General features: G+C 66.7%; 23 protein-coding genes. 11 read left to right on the forward strand and 12 right to left on the reverse strand.

Translation table 11 applies throughout. The features are described 5' to 3' along the window. Position 1: 1 nt before the first annotated feature. Genes KBY93_RS03335 through KBY93_RS03355 form a run of 5 tightly spaced genes read right to left on the reverse strand, consistent with a single transcriptional unit; the run spans position 2 to position 3,555 of the window. The gene (locus KBY93_RS03335; RefSeq protein ID WP_255092826.1) at positions 2-790 is read right to left on the reverse strand and encodes an ABC transporter permease; all 789 of its coding nucleotides are present in this window, start codon (positions 788-790) and stop codon (positions 2-4) included. Further along, positions 790-1,578 (reverse strand): ABC-2 family transporter protein, encoded by a 789-nt coding sequence (locus KBY93_RS03340; RefSeq protein WP_255092827.1) that lies wholly within the window; start codon positions 1,576-1,578, stop codon positions 790-792. Before KBY93_RS03340 ends, KBY93_RS03335 begins: the two co-directional genes overlap by 1 nt. Further along, complete coding sequence (locus KBY93_RS03345; RefSeq protein ID WP_399222500.1) at positions 1,575-2,552, reverse strand: ATP-binding cassette domain-containing protein; 978 nt, start codon at positions 2,550-2,552, stop codon at positions 1,575-1,577. The genes KBY93_RS03340 and KBY93_RS03345 overlap by 4 nt, the downstream gene beginning before the upstream one ends. A 51-nt stretch (positions 2,553-2,603) precedes the next feature. Next, positions 2,604-3,029 carry a hypothetical protein gene (locus KBY93_RS03350; protein ID WP_255092829.1) on the reverse strand — a complete coding sequence of 142 codons (426 nt, stop codon included), beginning with the start codon at positions 3,027-3,029 and terminating at the stop codon, positions 2,604-2,606. Positions 3,030-3,048: 19 nt separating this feature from the next. Beyond that, positions 3,049-3,555: a pentapeptide repeat-containing protein gene (locus KBY93_RS03355; RefSeq protein WP_399222462.1), complete on the reverse strand. Its 507-nt coding sequence runs from the start codon at positions 3,553-3,555 to the stop codon at positions 3,049-3,051. A gap of 39 nt (positions 3,556-3,594) precedes the next feature. Here KBY93_RS03355 and KBY93_RS03360 point away from each other — a divergent pair, with 39 nt between their 5' ends. The 8 genes from KBY93_RS03360 to KBY93_RS03395 all read left to right on the forward strand — a co-directional run bounded on the left by KBY93_RS03360 (position 3,595) and on the right by KBY93_RS03395 (position 10,601). Next, a complete protein-coding gene (locus KBY93_RS03360) occupies positions 3,595-4,017 on the forward strand; it encodes a YraN family protein (RefSeq protein ID WP_399222465.1) in 423 nt (140 codons plus the stop codon). A 485-nt stretch (positions 4,018-4,502) separates the two neighbouring features. Continuing rightward, a complete protein-coding gene (gene rsmA, locus KBY93_RS03365; protein WP_255092913.1) occupies positions 4,503-5,363 on the forward strand; it encodes a 16S rRNA (adenine(1518)-N(6)/adenine(1519)-N(6))-dimethyltransferase RsmA in 861 nt (286 codons plus the stop codon). Then, positions 5,356-6,366: a 4-(cytidine 5'-diphospho)-2-C-methyl-D-erythritol kinase gene (gene ispE, locus KBY93_RS03370; RefSeq protein ID WP_255092830.1), complete on the forward strand. Its 1,011-nt coding sequence runs from the start codon at positions 5,356-5,358 to the stop codon at positions 6,364-6,366. The genes rsmA and ispE overlap by 8 nt, the downstream gene beginning before the upstream one ends. Next, positions 6,363-6,677 (forward strand): DUF3082 domain-containing protein, encoded by a 315-nt coding sequence (locus KBY93_RS03375; RefSeq protein WP_255092831.1) that lies wholly within the window; start codon positions 6,363-6,365, stop codon positions 6,675-6,677. Before ispE ends, KBY93_RS03375 begins: the two co-directional genes overlap by 4 nt. Positions 6,678-6,878: 201 nt before the next feature. After that, positions 6,879-7,862 (forward strand): pyruvate dehydrogenase complex E1 component subunit beta, encoded by a 984-nt coding sequence (locus KBY93_RS03380; RefSeq protein ID WP_255092832.1) that lies wholly within the window; start codon positions 6,879-6,881, stop codon positions 7,860-7,862. A 1-nt stretch (position 7,863) separates the two neighbouring features. Beyond that, complete coding sequence (secD, locus tag KBY93_RS03385) at positions 7,864-9,378, forward strand: protein translocase subunit SecD (RefSeq protein WP_255092833.1); 1,515 nt, start codon at positions 7,864-7,866, stop codon at positions 9,376-9,378. 6 nt (positions 9,379-9,384) lie between these two features. Continuing rightward, positions 9,385-10,416: a protein translocase subunit SecF gene (gene secF / locus KBY93_RS03390; protein WP_255092834.1), complete on the forward strand. Its 1,032-nt coding sequence runs from the start codon at positions 9,385-9,387 to the stop codon at positions 10,414-10,416. After that, positions 10,416-10,601 carry a hypothetical protein gene (locus KBY93_RS03395; RefSeq protein ID WP_094554010.1) on the forward strand — a complete coding sequence of 62 codons (186 nt, stop codon included), beginning with the start codon at positions 10,416-10,418 and terminating at the stop codon, positions 10,599-10,601. Before secF ends, KBY93_RS03395 begins: the two co-directional genes overlap by 1 nt. Here the strand turns inward: KBY93_RS03395 and KBY93_RS03400 are convergent, their stop codons facing one another. The 4 genes from KBY93_RS03400 to mnmH are packed head-to-tail and all read right to left on the reverse strand — an operon-like array spanning position 10,602 to position 14,164. Then, positions 10,602-11,603 (reverse strand): AI-2E family transporter, encoded by a 1,002-nt coding sequence (locus tag KBY93_RS03400; RefSeq protein WP_255092835.1) that lies wholly within the window; start codon positions 11,601-11,603, stop codon positions 10,602-10,604. Next, complete coding sequence (locus tag KBY93_RS03405; protein WP_255092836.1) at positions 11,600-12,673, reverse strand: AI-2E family transporter; 1,074 nt, start codon at positions 12,671-12,673, stop codon at positions 11,600-11,602. Before KBY93_RS03405 ends, KBY93_RS03400 begins: the two co-directional genes overlap by 4 nt. Then, positions 12,670-13,071, reverse strand: a complete 402-nt coding sequence (gene psb28, locus KBY93_RS03410) for a photosystem II reaction center protein Psb28 (protein ID WP_255092837.1) — start codon at positions 13,069-13,071, stop codon at positions 12,670-12,672. The genes KBY93_RS03405 and psb28 overlap by 4 nt, the downstream gene beginning before the upstream one ends. Positions 13,072-13,093: 22 nt before the next feature. After that, positions 13,094-14,164, reverse strand: coding sequence for a tRNA 2-selenouridine(34) synthase MnmH (mnmH, locus tag KBY93_RS03415; RefSeq protein ID WP_255092838.1), 1,071 nt, complete (start codon positions 14,162-14,164; stop codon positions 13,094-13,096). 73 nt (positions 14,165-14,237) lie between these two features. On the opposite strand from mnmH, the gene KBY93_RS03420 reads away from it, so the two are divergent. Together KBY93_RS03420 and KBY93_RS03425 are read left to right on the forward strand one after the other, a co-directional pair. Further along, positions 14,238-14,963, forward strand: coding sequence for a GUN4 domain-containing protein (locus KBY93_RS03420; protein ID WP_255092839.1), 726 nt, complete (start codon positions 14,238-14,240; stop codon positions 14,961-14,963). A 51-nt stretch (positions 14,964-15,014) separates the two neighbouring features. Beyond that, positions 15,015-15,428 carry an ATP-binding protein gene (locus tag KBY93_RS03425; protein ID WP_255092840.1) on the forward strand — a complete coding sequence of 138 codons (414 nt, stop codon included), beginning with the start codon at positions 15,015-15,017 and terminating at the stop codon, positions 15,426-15,428. Positions 15,429-15,442: 14 nt separating this feature from the next. On the opposite strand, the gene KBY93_RS03430 is transcribed toward KBY93_RS03425, so the two are convergent. Next, positions 15,443-15,733, reverse strand: coding sequence for a DUF6439 family protein (locus KBY93_RS03430; protein WP_255092841.1), 291 nt, complete (start codon positions 15,731-15,733; stop codon positions 15,443-15,445). Between the two features lie 66 nt (positions 15,734-15,799). On the opposite strand from KBY93_RS03430, the gene KBY93_RS03435 reads away from it, so the two are divergent. Continuing rightward, positions 15,800-16,129: a hypothetical protein gene (locus KBY93_RS03435; RefSeq protein ID WP_255092842.1), complete on the forward strand. Its 330-nt coding sequence runs from the start codon at positions 15,800-15,802 to the stop codon at positions 16,127-16,129. Here KBY93_RS03435 and KBY93_RS03440 read toward each other — a convergent pair. Together KBY93_RS03440 and KBY93_RS03445 are read right to left on the reverse strand one after the other, a co-directional pair. Continuing rightward, on the reverse strand, positions 16,126-16,467 hold the full coding sequence (locus tag KBY93_RS03440; protein WP_255092843.1) for a copper-binding protein: 342 nt from the start codon (positions 16,465-16,467) through the stop codon (positions 16,126-16,128). The genes KBY93_RS03435 and KBY93_RS03440 overlap by 4 nt on opposite strands. A 93-nt stretch (positions 16,468-16,560) precedes the next feature. Then, complete coding sequence (locus KBY93_RS03445) at positions 16,561-17,622, reverse strand: class I SAM-dependent methyltransferase (RefSeq protein WP_255092844.1); 1,062 nt, start codon at positions 17,620-17,622, stop codon at positions 16,561-16,563. Positions 17,623-17,689: the final 67 nt, after the last annotated feature.

Raw genomic sequence — 17,689 nt, forward strand, 5'->3', positions numbered from 1 at the left:
GTCAACTGGATGCCGAGGTGTAGTAGCGCAGGGCATGGCGCCACAAGCCACGGCTGAGGCCCAGGGACACCATCGCCATGCCCAGACTCGCCAGCACCCAGGGGATGGTGGCTCGGCCCAGAATCGCCTCAGCCGGCACGGTGGTGAGGAAGGCCACCGGCAACACCAGGGTGAACAGGGTGCGCAGGGCAGGGGGATAGGCGCTGACAGGAAAGCGCCCGGCCACCAACGTGCTGCGCAACACCTCGGTGGCATTCCAGACCTTCACGAACCAGATACTGGTGGCCGCCAGCACGAACCAGAGGCTGTAGAGGATCAGGGCGCTGCAGAGCAACAGCAGGGTGGTGCCCAGCAGGGTGATAAGCGATGGGGTGGCCCCCGCTCGCCGCGCCGCCAGCACGATCAGCGCCAGTCCCGCCAGCACTCCTGGCAGGCCCCAGGGGGAGAAACTCCGGGCCGAGAGCCAGAACTGACTGTCGATCGGCTTGAGCAAGACGAAATCGAGGCTGCCGGTGCGCACATGGTTCACGATCGCCCCCAGATTGGGCTGGAGCAGGGTGCTGGTGAAGCCGTCGAGCAGGGTGTAGATACCCAGCACCACCAGGGCCTCGTCCCAGCTCCAGCCGCCAAGGCCATGGCCCCGTCCATAGAACAAGGCCAGCACCACCACGCTGCCAGCCAGGTTGCCCAGCACCGAGAGCAGCTCGATCAGCGCATTTGCCGGATACTCCAGCTCGATCGCCAGCGACGACGACCAGAACTCCCGCAGGGTTCGCAGGTATCGGCCCATCAGGCCCCCATCGCCGCGTAACGCCGCAGTCCGGCGCGCCAGAGCATCAGGTAGAGAGGCAGGAGCAGGGCCATCCAGGCGGCCAACGTCGCCAGTCCCCCCAGCAGATCCACCTCACCGCCTGAGAGCAGTCGGGCCGGAAAGTCGACCATCGAAGGAAACGGAGTGGCCGCAGCCAGGCGGCGCAATCCGGGGGGAAACGCCTCCAGCGGCGCCACCAGCCCGGAGAGGAACAGGTATGGGATCAGCAGCAGACGATCCAGGGCCGCCGCTCGCTCGCTCCAGAAGCAGGCCATGGTGATCACCGACTGCAACAGGAAGCGCAGCAGAAAGGCCAGGTGGGTAACCAACAAGCCCAGCAACCAGGTGGAGGGCGGCGGCCAGCCGCTTGCTCCCGCCCCAAACAGCCAGACCGCCAGCACGATCGCCAGCACAAAGGGCACCCGGGTGGCCTGCTCGGCGATGTGGGCAGCCAGATAGCGCCAGAAGGGGTGCAGCGGTTGCAGCAAGTAGGGGGAGAGGCGCCCCTGCAGGGCGTCTTCCTCGAAGATATGGATCACCCACACCACCGTGAACTGACGCACAACGAAGGCCGCCAGGAAGTAGCGGGTCAGCTCCGCCGGGCTGAGGCTGAGATCAGCGGCCGCATCGGCACCGCTCCAGAGGGCCAGCATGATCAGGGGCAGAAGGCCGGAGAGGGCCCAGAGCGCGATCTCAGCTCGGTACTCGAGCATGTAGGCGTACTGGACAGAGAGCAGCACCCTCGCCAGCCGCAGCGTCCGGCTCATGCCACCGCCCCCTCACGGAACAGGCGGCCGATGATCTCCTCCACCGGCGGATCATTGACCTCCAGATCGAGCACCGGAAAGGTCGAGAGCAAGCGGGAGATGGTTCCCGTGAGCTGATCCCTTGACACCAGCAGCCGCACCCGATGGCCGGCTACGGATTCGAGTTCGCCGAAACCACGGAAGGCCTCCGGCGGGTAGACCGCCCCAAGATCGCAGCAGACTTCCCGGTAGGGAGCGAGCTGCTGGGTCAGCTCCTGCAGGCTGCCGTCGTAGAAGAGCTGGCCCTGATGAATCAGCAGCACCCTCTGGCAGAGCGCAGTGATGTCGCCCATGTAGTGGCTGGTGAGCAGCACCGTGGCGCCGGTGCGACGGTTGTAGTCGGCGAGGAACTCACGCACCCGCACCTGGGCATTCACATCCAGCCCGAGGGTGGGTTCATCGAGAAAAAGCACGGAGGGGCGATGCAGCAGCGCTGCCAGCAACTCCGCCTTCATGCGCTGGCCGAGCGAAAGCTTGCGCACCGGCCGGCGCAGCTCCTCCCCCAGCTCCAGCATCTCGGCCAGTTCGTCGATGCGGCGGCGCGCATCGGCATCACCGATGCCGTAGACCGCCGCATTGACCCGCAGGGAATCGAGCGGAGGCAGATCCCAGATCAGCTGCTGCTTCTGGCCCATCACCAGGGTGATCGTGCGCAGAAACGCCGCCTGGCGGCGAAAGGGCCTGAAACCGGCCACCTCCACCTCCCCGGCACTGGGCTCGATCAGGCCGGTGAGCATCTTGAGGGTGGTGGTCTTGCCGGCGCCATTGGCGCCCAGGAAGCCCACCACCTCGCCGGACTCGATCGTGAAGCTGACATCCCGTACGGCCGGGATGTCCTTCAGCCGGCGGGCAAAGAAATGGCGCAGAGTTCCTCCCAGACCAGGCTGCTTGTCGGCCACCCGGAAGCTTTTGCCAAGCCCGCGGGCACGGATGATCGCCATCTCAGTGCGGTCCCCGGCGCCGGGCGGTTGCCATATCGCCGACGCTCAATCCTCTCCCTCGTCTTCCAGCAGCAGGGAATGAAAGGCGGTATAGAGATCGGCGTGCTCCGCCGCCATGCTGGGGTCCGCCCTGGGGGGAGTGCTGCGGCCAGGACCTGATCGCCGGCTGGGCTGGCTGGCTGGGCTGGCGGCCTGGCCGGCCTGAGAGCGCCGCTCACTTGCCTGCTGGGCGGAACGGCTCGCCTCGAGGCCGCGCAGGCGCTCCATCAGGTGCGGCGGAACGTTGCCGTCTGGGCTCACCTGCATCAGCTCGCGAAAGAGCTGCTCAGGGTCACGCTCCAGCTCCACCTGGTGGCGTTGCTCACTGGCCCTGGGCCTGGCACTGGCAGGCGGCACTGGTGCGGGCAGGGGCTGGGGCAGCTGCCGGCCCAGCTGGCGGAGGCGCTCGAGGCTGTGGGCGTCGAAGCTCATGGCAGCAGGGGCTCTGGGTTCAGGAACAGCCGAGGGTGTCGCGTGTGGCACGGCCCGTGACGGGGTTGGTGCCGCTGGCGATGGCGCACAGGGAGGTGAGCACATCCGCGCGCAGGGGCACGTTGGTGAAATCGGCCCCCTCAATCGCCACGTTCACAAACTTGGTGTTGAACGCAAATGCATCCTCGAGCACGGCATCGCGCAGGTCGGTGCCTTCGAGCACCGCCGAATCCAGGGTGGCCTCGCGCAGGTCGACGCCATGCATGTCGGCATCCTGGAGCTTGGCGCCAAACAGGCTGGCATTGCGCAGGTCGGCACCGGAGAGATTGGCGTCGCGCAGGTTGGTGAGATTGAACGTGACGCCCCGAAGGTCAGCGTCGTGGAAATCAGCGCCGATCAGTACCTGTTTGGCGTAGTCCATCGCGGCAGTGGCCGGAGCAGCCTGCAGCAACAACAGCAACGCCAGCAGGCCGCAGCCCATCCAGGCCACCAAGCCCGAGACCAGGGAACGCAGCGGGGCAGCCATGGCACGGACGAGACAGCCAGGGAACCCTAGGAAAAGCCAGTGACCAGAACCTTGCTCCAGAGCAGAACGCAACGCGCCCGAAGTCGCAGCGCCCTGCCGTGGGTCTGGGCTGAGCAGCGCGCCTGGCGACTGCTGCGCCAGCGGGGCTGGCGGCTCCTCGCCAGCCGCTGGCGTTGCCGCTGGGGGGAGCTGGACCTGGTGGTGACCAAGCCTGGCCGACTGCTGGTGGTGGAGGTGAAGGGCCGCCGCCGCTGCGGCGCCGATGGCTGGGGGGTGGCCGCCCTTGGAGCGATCAAGCGGCGGCGGCTGGCCAAGGCGCTGAGCTGCTGGCTGGCCGAGCACCCAGAGCAGGCCCAGCTGCCTCTGGAAGTGGTCTGTGCCCTGGTCCCCCTGCCGCCGGCGGGCGGTGCGGTGCGCTGGCTGCGCCTCGAAGCACTCGCAGCGGCTCAGGGGAACGACTGAGGACTGGCTCGCCCATGCAGGGGAGGAATGAGCCCCTCTCAGAGACCTGGCGCCCGATCTGTTGGCTGATCTGCTGGAGGACCAGAGTGCTGCTCGGTTGGCGGCTGGCTGAACTCCACGGTGCAGCGGTAGCGGAAGTTGCCAGTACCAACCGTCATCTCCTGACAGCGATGCCGGCCTGGTATGGCCCCCCGCGGCACCAGTTGCCGGGCCCGCTGAAGCGCATTGCCCCTGTCCCAGACCGAGTCGGCGCTGACGCTGCCGGAGCGGGCCGGCGCCAGCCCAACCAGGCAGGGCAGAACGGCGGCCAAACAGCCCAGCCACCATGGCGGCCGCCGAACAAGGGCAGACCTGGGGAAGCGGACGGAGCGGATCGAAGGACTGATCAGAACGGGGGCCATCGCAGCCGGGCAGGTCTGTGAGCCAGAGATAGCCAGATATCAGCCGCCCGGCCGGGCAATCTGGAAGGCTCGCCAGTCATGCCCATGTCCTTCGGGGGCCATCACACCCGCAAGCGCTTCGGTCAGCACTGGCTCACCGACGGCAGCGTGCTGGAGCGGATCGTGGCGGCGGCGGAGTTGCAGCCGGGAGAGCGGGTGCTGGAGGTGGGCCCGGGGCGCGGAGCCCTCACGGAACGGCTCCTGGCCACATCGCTGGCAGAGCTCCATGCCATCGAACTCGACCGGGACCTGGTGGCCGGCCTGCGCCACCAGTTCTCTGACGACGAACGCTTCCAACTGCTGGAGGGCGACGTGTTGCGACTGGATTTACCACCGGCGGACAAGGTGGTGGCCAACATTCCATACAACATCACCGGTCCCCTGCTGGAGCGGCTGGTCGGCCGGCTCGACCGCCCCCTGGCCAGTCCCTACAGGCGGCTGGTGCTGCTCGTGCAGCAGGAAGTGGGCGAGCGCATCCGGGCGGTGGCCGGCAGCAGCGCCTTCAGCGCCCTCAGCGTGCGCCTCCAACTGCTGGCGCGCTGCCGCTCGGTCTGCGCCGTGCCACCCCGCTGCTTCCAGCCGCCACCGCGGGTGATGTCGGAGGTGATCGTGCTCGATCCCCTGCCGCCATCAGAGCAGCTGGATCCGGAGCAGGCCGGGCGGCTCGAGGGCCTGCTCAAGCGCTGCTTCTCTGCCCGTCGCAAGATGCTGAGGAACAGTCTGGCCGGGCTCTGGCCCGAAGAAGAGCTGAGCGAGCGGGCCCAGCGGGCGGGCGTCTCCCTCCAGCAGCGGCCCCAGGAGCTCTCCCCCCAGCGCTGGGTGGAGCTGACCCGCCAGCTGTACCTCTCGTCACAGAACCCACGTGAGTGCACCTCAGCCATCCCAGATCCAACCGCCCATGGTTGACCCTCTCTCAGCTGACAGCCGCCAGGCCCCCGTGCTGGTGGAGGCCCCGGCAAAGATCAACCTGCATCTGGAAGTGCTCGGGCTGCGCAGCGATGGCTTCCACGAGCTGGCGATGGTGATGCAGAGCCTCGATCTGGCCGATCGCCTGGCTATCGAGCCCAGAAGCGATGGAGCGATAGTGCTGCGCTGCCACGACAGCACGCTTCCCACCGACGGGAGCAACCTGGTGGTGCGGGCCGCCGAGCTGCTCAGGCAGCACGCCGGCCGGCCGGAGCTTGGGGCCACGATCGAGCTGGAGAAGCGCATTCCGATCGGCGCCGGCCTGGCCGGCGGCTCCAGCGACGGAGCCGCTGCCCTGCTTGGCCTGAACCGGCTCTGGGGGCTCCAGCTCGGCGACAGCACCCTGCAGCAGCTGGCGGCGGAGCTGGGTTCGGATGTGCCCTTCACCCTCTCCGGCGGCACCCAGCTCTGCTTCGGCCGAGGTGAAATCCTCGAGCCGGTGCCCCTGACCGAATCAGGTCCACGCGCCCTGGGACCCCAGGGGCCCGAAGAGCTGGGGGTGCTGCTGATCAAAGACCCGGCCGCCAGTGTCTCCACTCCCTGGGCCTATGGCCGTTGCCGTGAGCTGCGAGGGGATTTCTATCTCGAATACGAGAGCGACTTCGAACAACGGCGGCAGAGCCTGCGCGATGGAGCGCTGCTGGCCGCTCTGCATGGGGAGAGAGCCGTGCCGCCCCTGCGCAACGACCTGCAGGCGGTGGTGGAGCCGGAGCAGCAGAGCGTGCGAACGGGGCTGGCCTTGCTGCGCCAGGCGATCGATCCCCTGGCGGTGGCGATGAGCGGGTCAGGGCCCAGCCTGTTCGCCCTCTTCGCTGGACTGGCGCGGGCCGAGGCAGCCCGTGACCAGCTCAGGGATCGTCTCGCCGATGGAGGATTCGAGGTCTGGTGCTGCCGCTGCAGCAGCATGGGGGTGAGGATTGTTCAACCAGACCAGGCCCCATGAGCACTCCGGAGCCAACCGAGTCCCAGCCAGGCACCCCGCGCAAGGGACCGCTCAGCTTCCTCTCCGGCGCCCTCACCAGTGGGCTGCTGGCCTGGGTCTGCCTGGGCCTGAGCGTGCGGGTGGTGGATTGGTACAGCCTGCATCCGCCGCACTACAGCAAGGCCTTTGCCCAGAGCATCGGCACGGCCATGAAGACGCTGGTGGTGGGCATGAGTTTTCTGGCCACCTTCACCTTTGCGTTCGTCGCCCTGGGGCTGAGCCTTGTCTTCATTCGCAGCTTGCTGCCGGTTGAAAAGGGCGAGGCTTCCTAAGCTGCCAATGAGCCTGACAAAGCCATGACTCCCCACGACCTAGGCCTGCTGGCCCTGTTGCTCTCTCCTGGCATGCTGCTCTCGGTGCTGTTGCTGGCCACCTTCGCCGCCGGGGGCTGAGCCCGATCACCAACTGCCGGTAGCCGACGCCTGAGATAAGTTGGCCGCTCCACCGGCACTCGCCGGGTTCGCACACCGTCCGTGGCCGAGACCCTTCTCTTCAACGCCTTGCGCGACGCCATCGACGAGGAGATGGCCCGCGATCCCTACGTGTGTGTGTTCGGGGAGGACGTCGGCCAGTACGGCGGGTCCTACAAAGTCACCAAGGACCTCTACGAGAAGTACGGCGAACTGAGGGTGCTCGACACCCCTATTGCCGAGAACAGTTTCACCGGCATGGCCGTCGGTGCCGCGATGACGGGCCTGCGCCCGATCGTGGAGGGCATGAATATGGGTTTCCTGCTGCTGGCCTTCAACCAGATCTCCAACAACATGGGAATGCTGCGCTACACCAGCGGCGGCAACTACACCATTCCCACCGTGGTGCGCGGTCCCGGTGGTGTGGGGCGCCAGCTGGGGGCTGAGCACAGCCAGCGGCTTGAGGCTTATTTCCACGCCGTGCCGGGCATCAAGATCGTGGCGGTGAGCACCCCGACGAACGCCAAGGGCCTGATGAAGGCCGCCATCCGCGACAACAACCCAGTGCTCTTCTTCGAGCACGTGCTCCTCTACAACCTCAGCGAGGAGATTCCAGAGGGGGATTACATCTGCTCCCTCGCCCAGGCGGAGGTTGTTCAGGAAGGCACAGACGTGACGATCCTCACCTATTCACGGATGCGCTACCACTGCCTCAAGGCGGTGGAGCAGCTTGAGGCCGATGGAGTGAGTGTGGAACTGATCGATCTGATCAGCCTTAAACCCTTCGATATGGACACCATCACCCGCTCGATCCGCAAGACCCACAAGGTGCTGGTGGTGGAGGAGTGCATGAAAACCGGCGGCATCGGAGCCGAATTACTGGCCCTGATCACCGAGCACTGCTTCGATGATCTAGACGCCCGGCCCGTTCGCCTGTCCAGCCAGGACATCCCCACTCCCTACAACGGCGCCCTCGAGAATCTGACGATCATCCAGCCCCACCAGATCGTCGCGGCGGCCAGCCAGCTCAAGGCAGGCACGATCTGAGATGGCACGCCAGCAGGGGTTGTTTGCCCTGATCCTTGCCCTGGCGATCGCCGCCGGGGCCGTTCTGTTCAGCTTCCCCCTGCAGCTCGGTCTCGATCTGCGAGGCGGCAGCCAGCTCACCCTGCAGGTGCTGCCGGCCGGCGCCATCAAAACGGTGAAGCGAGAGCAGCTGGAGGCCGTCAAGGAGGTGCTCGACCGTCGCGTCAACGGTCTGGGCGTAGCCGAATCAACCCTCCAGACCATCGGTGAGGATCAGCTGGTGCTGCAGCTTCCGGGCGAGCAGGACCCCACCCGGGCCGCCAAGGTGTTCGGCACCACCGCTCTGCTCGAATTCCGCGCCCAGAAGCCCGGCACCGAGCAGGAAATGCAGGGGCTGCTGCGGCTCAAGCGCCAGGCCCAGTCCGTGCTCGACCTCAGCCGGCGGCGCACCCCAGCTGATCCGGCTGAGCCCGTGGCACCAGACCAGCCACCGGCTCCGGCCCCCAGCTTTCCCGCCGAAGATCTGGCCAAGGCCTTGCGGGAGCTCGGGGTGGCGGTGCCGGCAGGAGCCGGTGAAACCGAGCAGATCGAAGCCCTGCTCGATGAAGTGAACAAACGGGTGGTGGCCCTCTACGAGCCCGCTCTGCTCTCCGGCAAGGACCTGGTCAGCGCCGGCAGACAGCAGCAGCAGACCGGAACCGGCTGGGACGTGACCCTGAACTTCAACCGCCAGGGCGGCGAGGCCTTCGCCAAGCTCACCCAGGCGATCGCCGGCAGCAATCGCCTGCTCGGCATCGTGCTCGATGGCCGCTCGATCAGCGAAGCTTCTGTGAGCCAGGAGTTCGCCGCGGCCGGTATCACCGGGGGGGCCGCCAGCATCACCGGCAACTTCACGGCCGAAGAAGCCCGAGACCTGGAGGTGCAACTGCGGGGCGGCTCACTGCCACTTCCCGTGAAGATCATCGAGGTGCGCACCGTCGGCCCCCTACTTGGGGCTGAAAACATCCGCACCAGCCTGGTGGCCGCCCTTGCGGGCCTGGCTCTGGTGGCCGTGTTCATGGTGGTGGTCTACCGGCTGCCAGGGGCTGTGGCTGTGGTCGCCCTCAGCCTTTACTCCCTCTTCAACCTGGCCAGCTACGCCCTGATCCCCGTGACCCTCACCCTGCCGGGAATAGCGGGCTTCATCCTCTCGATCGGCATGGCGGTGGACGCCAATGTGCTGATCTTCGAGCGAGTTAAGGAGGAGCTGCGCTCGGGCAACACCCTCATCCGCTCCATCGACACTGGCTTCTCCCTGGCCTTTTCCTCAATCCTCGATGGCCATGTCACCGGCCTGATCAGCTGCATTGCCCTTTTTGCACTCGGAACTGGCCTGGTCAAAGGCTTTGCCGTCACCCTCGGCATAGGTCTGCTGCTCAGCCTGTTCACCGCCCTTTCCTGCACCCGCGTCCTACTGCGGCTGATGATGAGTTACCCCACCCTGCGGCGCCCCAGCTACTTCCTGCCCAGTCACCAGCTGCCCTCGACAGCCGCCTGAGCACCCATGACTTCCTCCTCGTCTGGATCGTCAGCATTGCCGCCGATCCAGTATTTCCGGATTACGCGCCACAGGCGCATCGCCTGGTGGGGTTCGCTTGCGGCCTGTCTGATCAGCCTGGTCGGCATCGGCCTATCCTGGCTGAACCCCGCCATCGGCGCTCCGCTCAAGCCTGGCCTCGATTTCACCGGTGGCACCCGCATCCAGCTGGAGCGGGCCTGCTATCCCAGCTGCTCGGGGATCACGGTGCCCCAGGTGGCTGAACAGCTCGAGAGCCTGAAGCTTCCCAGCGAGGAAGGCGCGGCAGCTCCAGCTCTGCGGGGGGCACCCGTGCAGGTGCTGGATCAGGGCCGCTCGATCGAGCTGCGCCTGCCCATCCTGAGCGCCGTACAGGGGACTGCCCTGATCGGCCAGCTGGCCACCAGCCTTGGGCCCTTCAAGGATGGAGGCACGTCGGTGGACACCATCGGACCCACCCTTGGGGCCCAGTTGCTGCGCAGCAGCCTCCTCTCGCTGCTGGTCAGCTTTGCGGCCATCGCCCTTTACATCACCTTCCGCTACGACAAGATCTTCGCCTTTCTGGCGATCCTCTGCCTGGCCCACGACGTGCTGATCACCACCGGGCTGTTCGCCTGGCTTGGGCTGCTGCTGGGAATCGAGGTGGACTCCCTGTTCGCCGTGGCCCTGATCACGGTCGCCGGCTATTCCGTCAATGACACCGTGGTGGTGTTCGACCGGATCCGGGAGCAGAAAGAAAGCCTGGGGGCCTTCCCCTTCAGTGATCAGGTGGATGTGGCCGTCGATGCCACCTTGACCCGCTCGCTTTACACCTCGCTCACCACCTTGCTGCCCCTGCTGGGCATCCTCTTCTTCGGCGGCAGCAGTCTGTTCTGGTTTTCCGTGGCCCTCACAGTCGGCATAAGTGTCGGCAGCTGGTCGAGCATCGGTGTGGCCCCCACCCTGCTGCCCCTGCTCAGCGGCAAGGGCTTCGTGGGCTCAGCTCAATCGGATGGGGCGGCCCCTGCTGGCTCAGCCTGATGCGGCGCCTCCCGCCGCTCATCCCAGTGCTGCTGGCTCTGTTGGCCCTGGGCGATCTCAGGTCGGAACTGCGGCTGCTGGCCGACCATTTCACCTGGTCGTCCATGCTCACAGCGATTCAGCAGCACCCCCTGGCCGTATCGGTCCTGCTGCTCACCCCCAGCCTGATCCGGCACTACCGCTGATCAGGTCCAGCGGTCCATCACCTGCTCCACCAGAACCCGCTGGAAGATCACCTGCAGCACCACCACCAGTGGCAAGGCCAACAGCACGCCTGGCAGCCCCAGCAGGGCACCAAGGCTCAGCTGAGCCATCAGGGCCACCGTGGGCAGGAGGTTGACCGTGCGGCTTAGCAGCAGCGGGGTGAGCACGAAGGCTTCGATGTTCTGCAGCAGCAGGCGCAAGATCAGCACCTGCGCCACCTTGGCTGGAGAGATCAACATGGCCACCGCCAGGGGCAGGGCCGTTGCCACCGTAGGGCCGATCGTCGGTACGAAGGTGAGCAGACCGCAGACCAGTCCACTCAGCAGGGCGAGGGGCACCCGCAGCAGCGCCAGACCCGCCCAGGTGAGCAGGAACACCGCCACCGCCGAGATGGTCATCCCCGCCAGCCAGCCGCCGAGAGCCTCGCGCGACTCCCCCAACAGCGAGCGCATCTGCTCACGCCAGAACTGAGGAGTGGCAGCCAGCACCAGCCGCTGGTGGTGCCTTGGATCCAGGGCCAACAGGATGGCCAGCAGCACCATCAGCAGAATCTGGATCGTGGAATTAGCAGCTCCCCCGGCCACTCCCAGCAGCTGGGTGCCCAGGGGCTGGAGCTTGTCCCAGGTGGCCAGCTCAAGCAAGCGCTCCTCGAAGCTGCGAAAAGCCATGGAGCCGCCGGCCAGATCCCCGAGGCGCTCCAGCAACACCGGCAGCAGCTGGGTGAACTGATTTGCCTGCTGCAGCAGCTCGGGCAGCAACAGCTCCGAGACCTTCCAGCCCACCACCACCAGGGTCACGATCACCATGGCCACGGCGCTGGGGCGGTTCAAGGGCAGCCGGCGGCGCAGCAGGCTCACCGGCACATCCAGCGCCACCGCCAGCACCACGGCCCCGAATAGCACCAGCAGCACCCAGCGCAGCTCCCACACCAACAGGGCAAGCAGCACAAGGGCGAGGGTCCCCAGCAGGGCACGGCCGTTCACGGGGACAAGCGCTGGCGTTTCCAGGGATCCAGGATGTCGTGGATGACCACCTCCCGCACGATCACCTGCACGCACACGGCCATCGGCAAGGCCAGCAGCAGGCCCAGTGGTCCGAAGATCACGGTGAACAGAAACTGGGCGGTGAGGGTGAGGCCGGGCAGCAGCCGAAGCTTGGCGTGCATCACCGACGGGGTGATCACGTAGCTCTCCAGGTGCTGCACCACGATGTAAAGACCCAGAACGGCAAGGGCCTTCCAGGGGGCGTCGAGCAGGGCCACAGACATAGGAAAGATCGTGCTCAGGGTGGGCCCCACATTGGGGATCACATTGAGCAGACCAGCCAGCAGGGCATTGGCCACCACCAGCTTCACCCCCAGCAGCGACAGACCGATGCCCGCCAGCAGAGCCACGCAGACCGAGCTGATCGCCACCCCCACCATCCAGTCGCTCAGGGCCGCTCCGCAGAGGTCGAGCACCTGGCGCAGTCGCCGGCGATAGAAGGAGGGGGCCAGCAGCACCGCCACATCGCGATAGCCGGTGGGCTGGACCGCCAGCATCAGGGTCACCGCCAGCACGAACACCAGTTGCAGGGTGCCGGTACCCAGATTGCTCGCCAGACCCAGCAAGCGCAGGGCGCCGCCGCCCAGGCCGCCGGCCACCACATCGGGGCTCGGGCCCCTGGCCGGCCAGAGCTGCTGAAGCCACTCCAGCGAGCCGTCATGGCGACCCCAGAGGATCCGGCTCACGTTGGTCAGCATCCGGCGGGCAAGACCGATCAACACATCCGCCGCATCGGGGAGCTTGGCCAGCAGCTCGGCGAACTGCTCCACGAAAGGAGGAATCAGCACCGCACCACCCACCACCAGAACCAGGGCCACCGTCCCCAGGCTGATGGTGAGGGCGAGGGGCCGGGAGCAGCCCAGCCGGGCACGCACAGCCCCCACCAGGGTGCAGATCGCCAAGGCCAGCACCACCGCGGCAAAGAGCTGAAGCAGTAACCCCCGCAGGTTCCAAAGCAATGCGACGGCAGCGATGATCGCCGCCAGGCCCAGCCACTGCCCGAATTTCAAGCTTCTGTGGGCCCGCCCTCAGCGGCTGGATCGGGGCTGGCCGGATCGGCATCTGAATCGCCATCTTTATCGGCAAAACCAAGGCCATGGCCTTCGGCGTAGCGCTCGGCGAAGCGCATGAACCGGTCGAAGTCCAGCTCCGTCTTCCAGGTGTAAGTGGCCTCAAGGGCGCTGGGTTTGCCGTTCACGAACCGGGCCTTCACCTCCCGGGTCACCAGCTCGCCCTCCTCATCGAGCAGGAACATCCCAGTGATGTCGCCCATGGTTTCAGGAGCCAGCGCCTGGGGTTGCTCGAACACGAAGAGGGCCTGGCCGGTTCGCCCATCACGGGAGCGGGTGAGCCGGATATCGGGAACCACGGGTTCGTCCACCCCGCGAAAGAACTGAATAGCCGTCATCGGGGTGGGCCAAAGCCCGATCCTAAGCAGACCCTCCGATCTCGCCTTCACCCTTCACAAGGTCTTGATCCAGAAGCCAGGTGGCGGAGCGCTCCTCGTCCCAGTCATGGAGATCGAGCGAGTGATGGAGAGCGCCGGGCTCAGGTCGTTGGCGCTGACGCTCGAGCTCGTGGTCGTAGCAGCGGTCGTAATAGTCGAGCATCCAACGGCAGGCCTCGCTCCAGTCGCTTCGCTCAATCGCCGCCAGGGCCGCCTGGGTGCGCTCCGGTCCCAGCCGCCGGGCGATTCTGCGGGTGGCCTCCGCCAGCGCCTCGGGCTCCTGAACCCCGTAGACTGCCACCAGTCGGCGCAGCCGCTCGCCCATGGGCCGGCGGATCTCCAGAACCGCAGCGCTCTGCATCTGCCGCCAGAGACTCGCCGGGATGCGGCAGCGCCCCACCTGGGCACTTTCCGCCTCCAGCCAGATCGCACGGGCCCCTGCGCAGCTGACAAGGGCCGCCGCCAGACGGTTCTCATAGTGCTCATTGCTGGGCTGGGGCGGCAGCCCGAGGCCGCCGAAGCTGCTGCCGCGGTGGTGGGCCAGTCCCTCGAGGTCGACCACCGCCACCCCGCGGCGGGCCAGCTCCAGCAGCAGGTCGGTCTTGCCGGTTCCCGTGCGCCCGCCCAGCAGCATCAGCGGCCAGGGGTGCTCGAACCTGGCCAGAACCCAACGGCGGTAGGCCTTGTACCCACCCTCAAGCAGCTGCACCGACAATCCCAGGGTCTCGGCAAGCCAGCCGACGCTGGCAGATCGCATGCCACCACGCCAGCAATGGATCCGCAGGGGCCCACCAGGGGCTGCCTGATGGTGAGCGAGCAGCCCTTCGCCCAGGGCCGCCAGATTCGGACCCACCAGCGCCAGTCCCGCCTGAACCGCCTGCTGGGAGCCCCGCTGCTTGTAGGTCAATCCGACCTCGGCCCGCTCGAGGTCGCTGAACAGGGGCAGATTGCGGGCTCCGGGAATATGGCCCTGGGCAAACTCCGCCGGGCTGCGCACATCCAGAACCGCTCCTTCACCCGCCAGGAAGGGGTCGATCGCCAACCACGACGCCATGGCGCCCCACCCCCCTTGGACCTTGCCTGACATAGTGGGCCCACGCCGGCCCGGCTCAGGCCCGCCGAACTTCATGCTTTCCGGTCCACCCGCTTCCGCCACGGCCAGCGCCGAACAGTTGCTGGAGCGCTTCAGCTCCAGCTCCCCACGCCAGCGGCGGAGCCTGCTCCCGCAGATCGAGGCCCGATCCCAGGAGCTGCGTCCCCTGCTTTTGAAGGCCCTCCGCGACCACGATCCCGAAGGAGACGACTGGATCGCCGGCCTTTGGGTGCAGATGCTGCTGGCCGAGGAAGACAACCACAGTCAGGCCCTGCTTGAGGAATATCCGGGCGGTTGGCTGAACCTTGCCAGTGGTGACGGCATCGCCTACGGCCCCCTGCAGGAGGCCCTGGCCCAGCGCTCCTTCGAGCTGGCTGATCGCATCACCAGCGAGGTGCTGAGGCAACTGGCCGGCTCCGAGGCGGTCCGCCGCGGCTACGTCTATTACAGCGAGGTGGCCCCCATGCCCAGCCTCGATCTGACCAGCCTCGATCGGCTCTGGATCTGCTATTCGCGGGGTCGCTTCGGTTTTTCGGTCCAGGGGAGGCTGCTGAAGGCCTGCAACGGTCGCTGGGACCAGCTCTGGCCCAGGCTGGGCTGGAAGAGCGAGGGCACCTGGACCCGTTACCCCAGTGGCTTCCAGTGGAACTTGGAGGCCCCGGAGGGACACATGCCACTGATCAACCAGTTGCGCGGGGTGCGCCTGATGGATGCCCTGCTCAATCATCCAGCTTTGCAACGCCGAATCAGCACCGGCTGAGCCTGGGGCGCCCTGGAGCGTTAGGGTCAAATTCAGCAATGGTTGGTGTGGATGCTTCGGCACCTGATCAGTCCGCTGAAGTGGACCGACTTCATCACTCCCTCCACCCTTCAGTTAGCCCCTCTGCTGGAACTGCTGCTGGAACCGATGGCCACGGCATCCAACCTGGCGGAGCTGCAGCTTGGCCTGCAGGAGGCTCTGGTAAATGCGGTGAAGCACGGAAACGGGTGTGACCCGCGCAAATGCCTGCGGATCCGGCGCATCCTCTCGCCCCGCTGGGTGATCTGGCAGATCCAGGATGAGGGCTGCGGAGTCCCTGCCTGCTCACGCTCCGGCTTGCTGCCCGAGCGCAGCGATGCCTGCTGCGGCCGGGGCTTCTTCCTGATTCACCACTGCTTCGATGACGTGCGCTGGAGCGAGCGCGGTAACCGCCTGCAACTGGCGGCCCAGCGGCACCGGGCCTGAGCTTGCAGGCTGCTTCAGTGGCCGTGGCTGGGGCAGCCGGGATCGCGCAGATCACCCTTCAACCAGGCCAGACCGTGCTCAAGCAGTTCGATCGACCGCTTCTGGGCGTCGCCTTCGAGGCGGTGGGGCGGGCTGTCCTCGGCGAGCAGGTGCACCAGGGCCGCTGCCAGCTGCTCCGCCGCCCGTCTGGGCTTGTGACCCTTGTGGGCATGCCAGTCGCGGCCATCGATGGCCAGAAGCCTCTGTAGCTCCTCGGCCAGCTCACGGCTGGTGGGCGGCCAGGCCTGGGGGGATCCGCTCCGCATGGCGGCAGCAGGCGCTGAAGGAAGCGGCACTGGACGAAAGACATCGTGGAGAGCCATCCTGACGCGATGGCTCTCCCTTCGCGGCGTCAACCGCGGCGCCGATCCTCCCGTTTAATCAACCGCCCATGCAGCCGCCGCTCCGGCTGGCTGCATGGGCTCTCGATCCTGCTGGCCGTTGCGGGTCAGGGGGAGCGGCTGGCAGCCCAGGAGCGGTCCAGCCCTGGGGATCTCTCAAGCTCCGATCGGCGGCTTAGCCAGCGGCTTGAGCTGGGTCAACGACTGCTTGATCCCTTACCGGCTCCCCTGCGGGGCAGCCGCTGGCAGGAACAGGTGCTCTGGCGGGCCCTGCGCTGGGGCGGGGGCGGGCTGATCCTGGCCTGGTGGCTACTGCGCTAAGCGGCCAGCAACAGCCCGGGGGCCTCCCCGATCACCTCCACGAGATAGGGACTGCCCTCGGCGAAAGGACCACCGCTGGCGAAAAGGACGTCCTTGGTGGGAGTCGGCAGCGGGGGCTGAAGCAGCTGGCCGCGTCGCCAGGCGTGATACATCGATCGGCGATGCCGGTCTTCCTGAAGTACGAGCCTGTCGGCACCCAGGCTCGGACTCTCGCCTTCCAGCAGGGGGGTCCGCAGGCGGACCCCATAGCCATGGGCTTCGATCTGGACAAGTCCCTCCATCAGAACCGTCTGAAAGGACCAGCCCTGCAACCAGCGCAGATGAAACGGATTGGACATCACAGCAAGACACCAAGGCGCAGCGGAAATCTATTCACGTTTCTCAGGAGATGCCGCGATCGGGCGACCGCTGTGCTTCAGCGCTGACGCAACTCAGACCAGAGGCTTGGTGGCGGACCAGACCCGGGTCATGAAATGGGACTGGGCGCTGATCCCACCGAAACCGGCCTGAGCCAGGCGCGCCTGGATGTCGTCGGAGATGTAATCGCGGTAGTAGGGCTCATGGAAGGCCCGACGGAAATTCTCGAGCACGGCTGAGAACTCGGGGGAATCAGCCAACTGGATCGAATCGGCCAGCACCAGCACACCGCCTGGCTCAATCACCCGGAAACACTCCCGCAGGACGTTCTGGCGGGCTTCGGCGGGAAGCTCATGGAAGAGGAACACACAGCTCACCGCCTGGAAGGTGCTGTCAGCGAAGGGCAGGGCCTCGGCATTGCCCTGCACCAGCTGGGGCAGCTCCCCCGGTAACTGGCTGAGGCAGCGGTTGGCTTCGCGCAGGTAGGACGCCGAGAGGTCGAGGCCCACCAGCTGGATCTCCCCGAGACCACCGCGCAGCTGGCGTAGGGTGCGGCCGGTGCCGGTTGCCACATCCAGAAGACGCAGCTGGCCGGGTGAGCGCTGGGCGAAGGCCCGCAGCCCCCGCTTGAGGGGGGCGATCAGGCGGCGACGCATGGCATCGGCGCTGCCGTTGAAAAGAATTTCGACCTGGAGGTCGTAAAGCGCAGCGGAATGGTCGCTCAGGTAGCCATCGGTCTGATGGTGGAAGTTCTGCAGGTAATAGGAGGGGTAGTCCTCGGGGCGTACATCTCTGGGCAGATCCCGCACCTTGCGCTGGGTGCGGCGGTTCCACTGACGGGGGGTGTCCAACCAGACCAGGGGGTAACGGGCCGCCCAGTCGAGCCAGGGTGCAGCGAAGAGGAGGGAGGGGGGATAGAGGCCGCTCTCAGCCTCCTGCCAGTCGGTCTCAAGCAGCCTGTCCATGGAGGTCTTGAGTGCCATGGTCATCTGGGCAGGCACAGGCACCGTCTGGGGGGCACCCTGGGGATCGACCAGTCGCATCAGCCGACCACCGAGCTCCTTGTGGGCCAGGCCCATGATCGTCTTGCCCTGCTGCAGGGCCTGGTAAGCGAACTTGCTGACGGTGTCGGGCATGGGGTGCCGGTGGAGAGGCGGCGATCGAAGACCTTCATTTCAGCCGATCCACCTGGCCGCTGCGAGG

The organism is Synechococcus sp. J7-Johnson (assembly GCF_024345795.1).
In the GTDB taxonomy this organism is placed as follows: Bacteria; Cyanobacteriota; Cyanobacteriia; order PCC-6307; family Cyanobiaceae; genus Regnicoccus_A.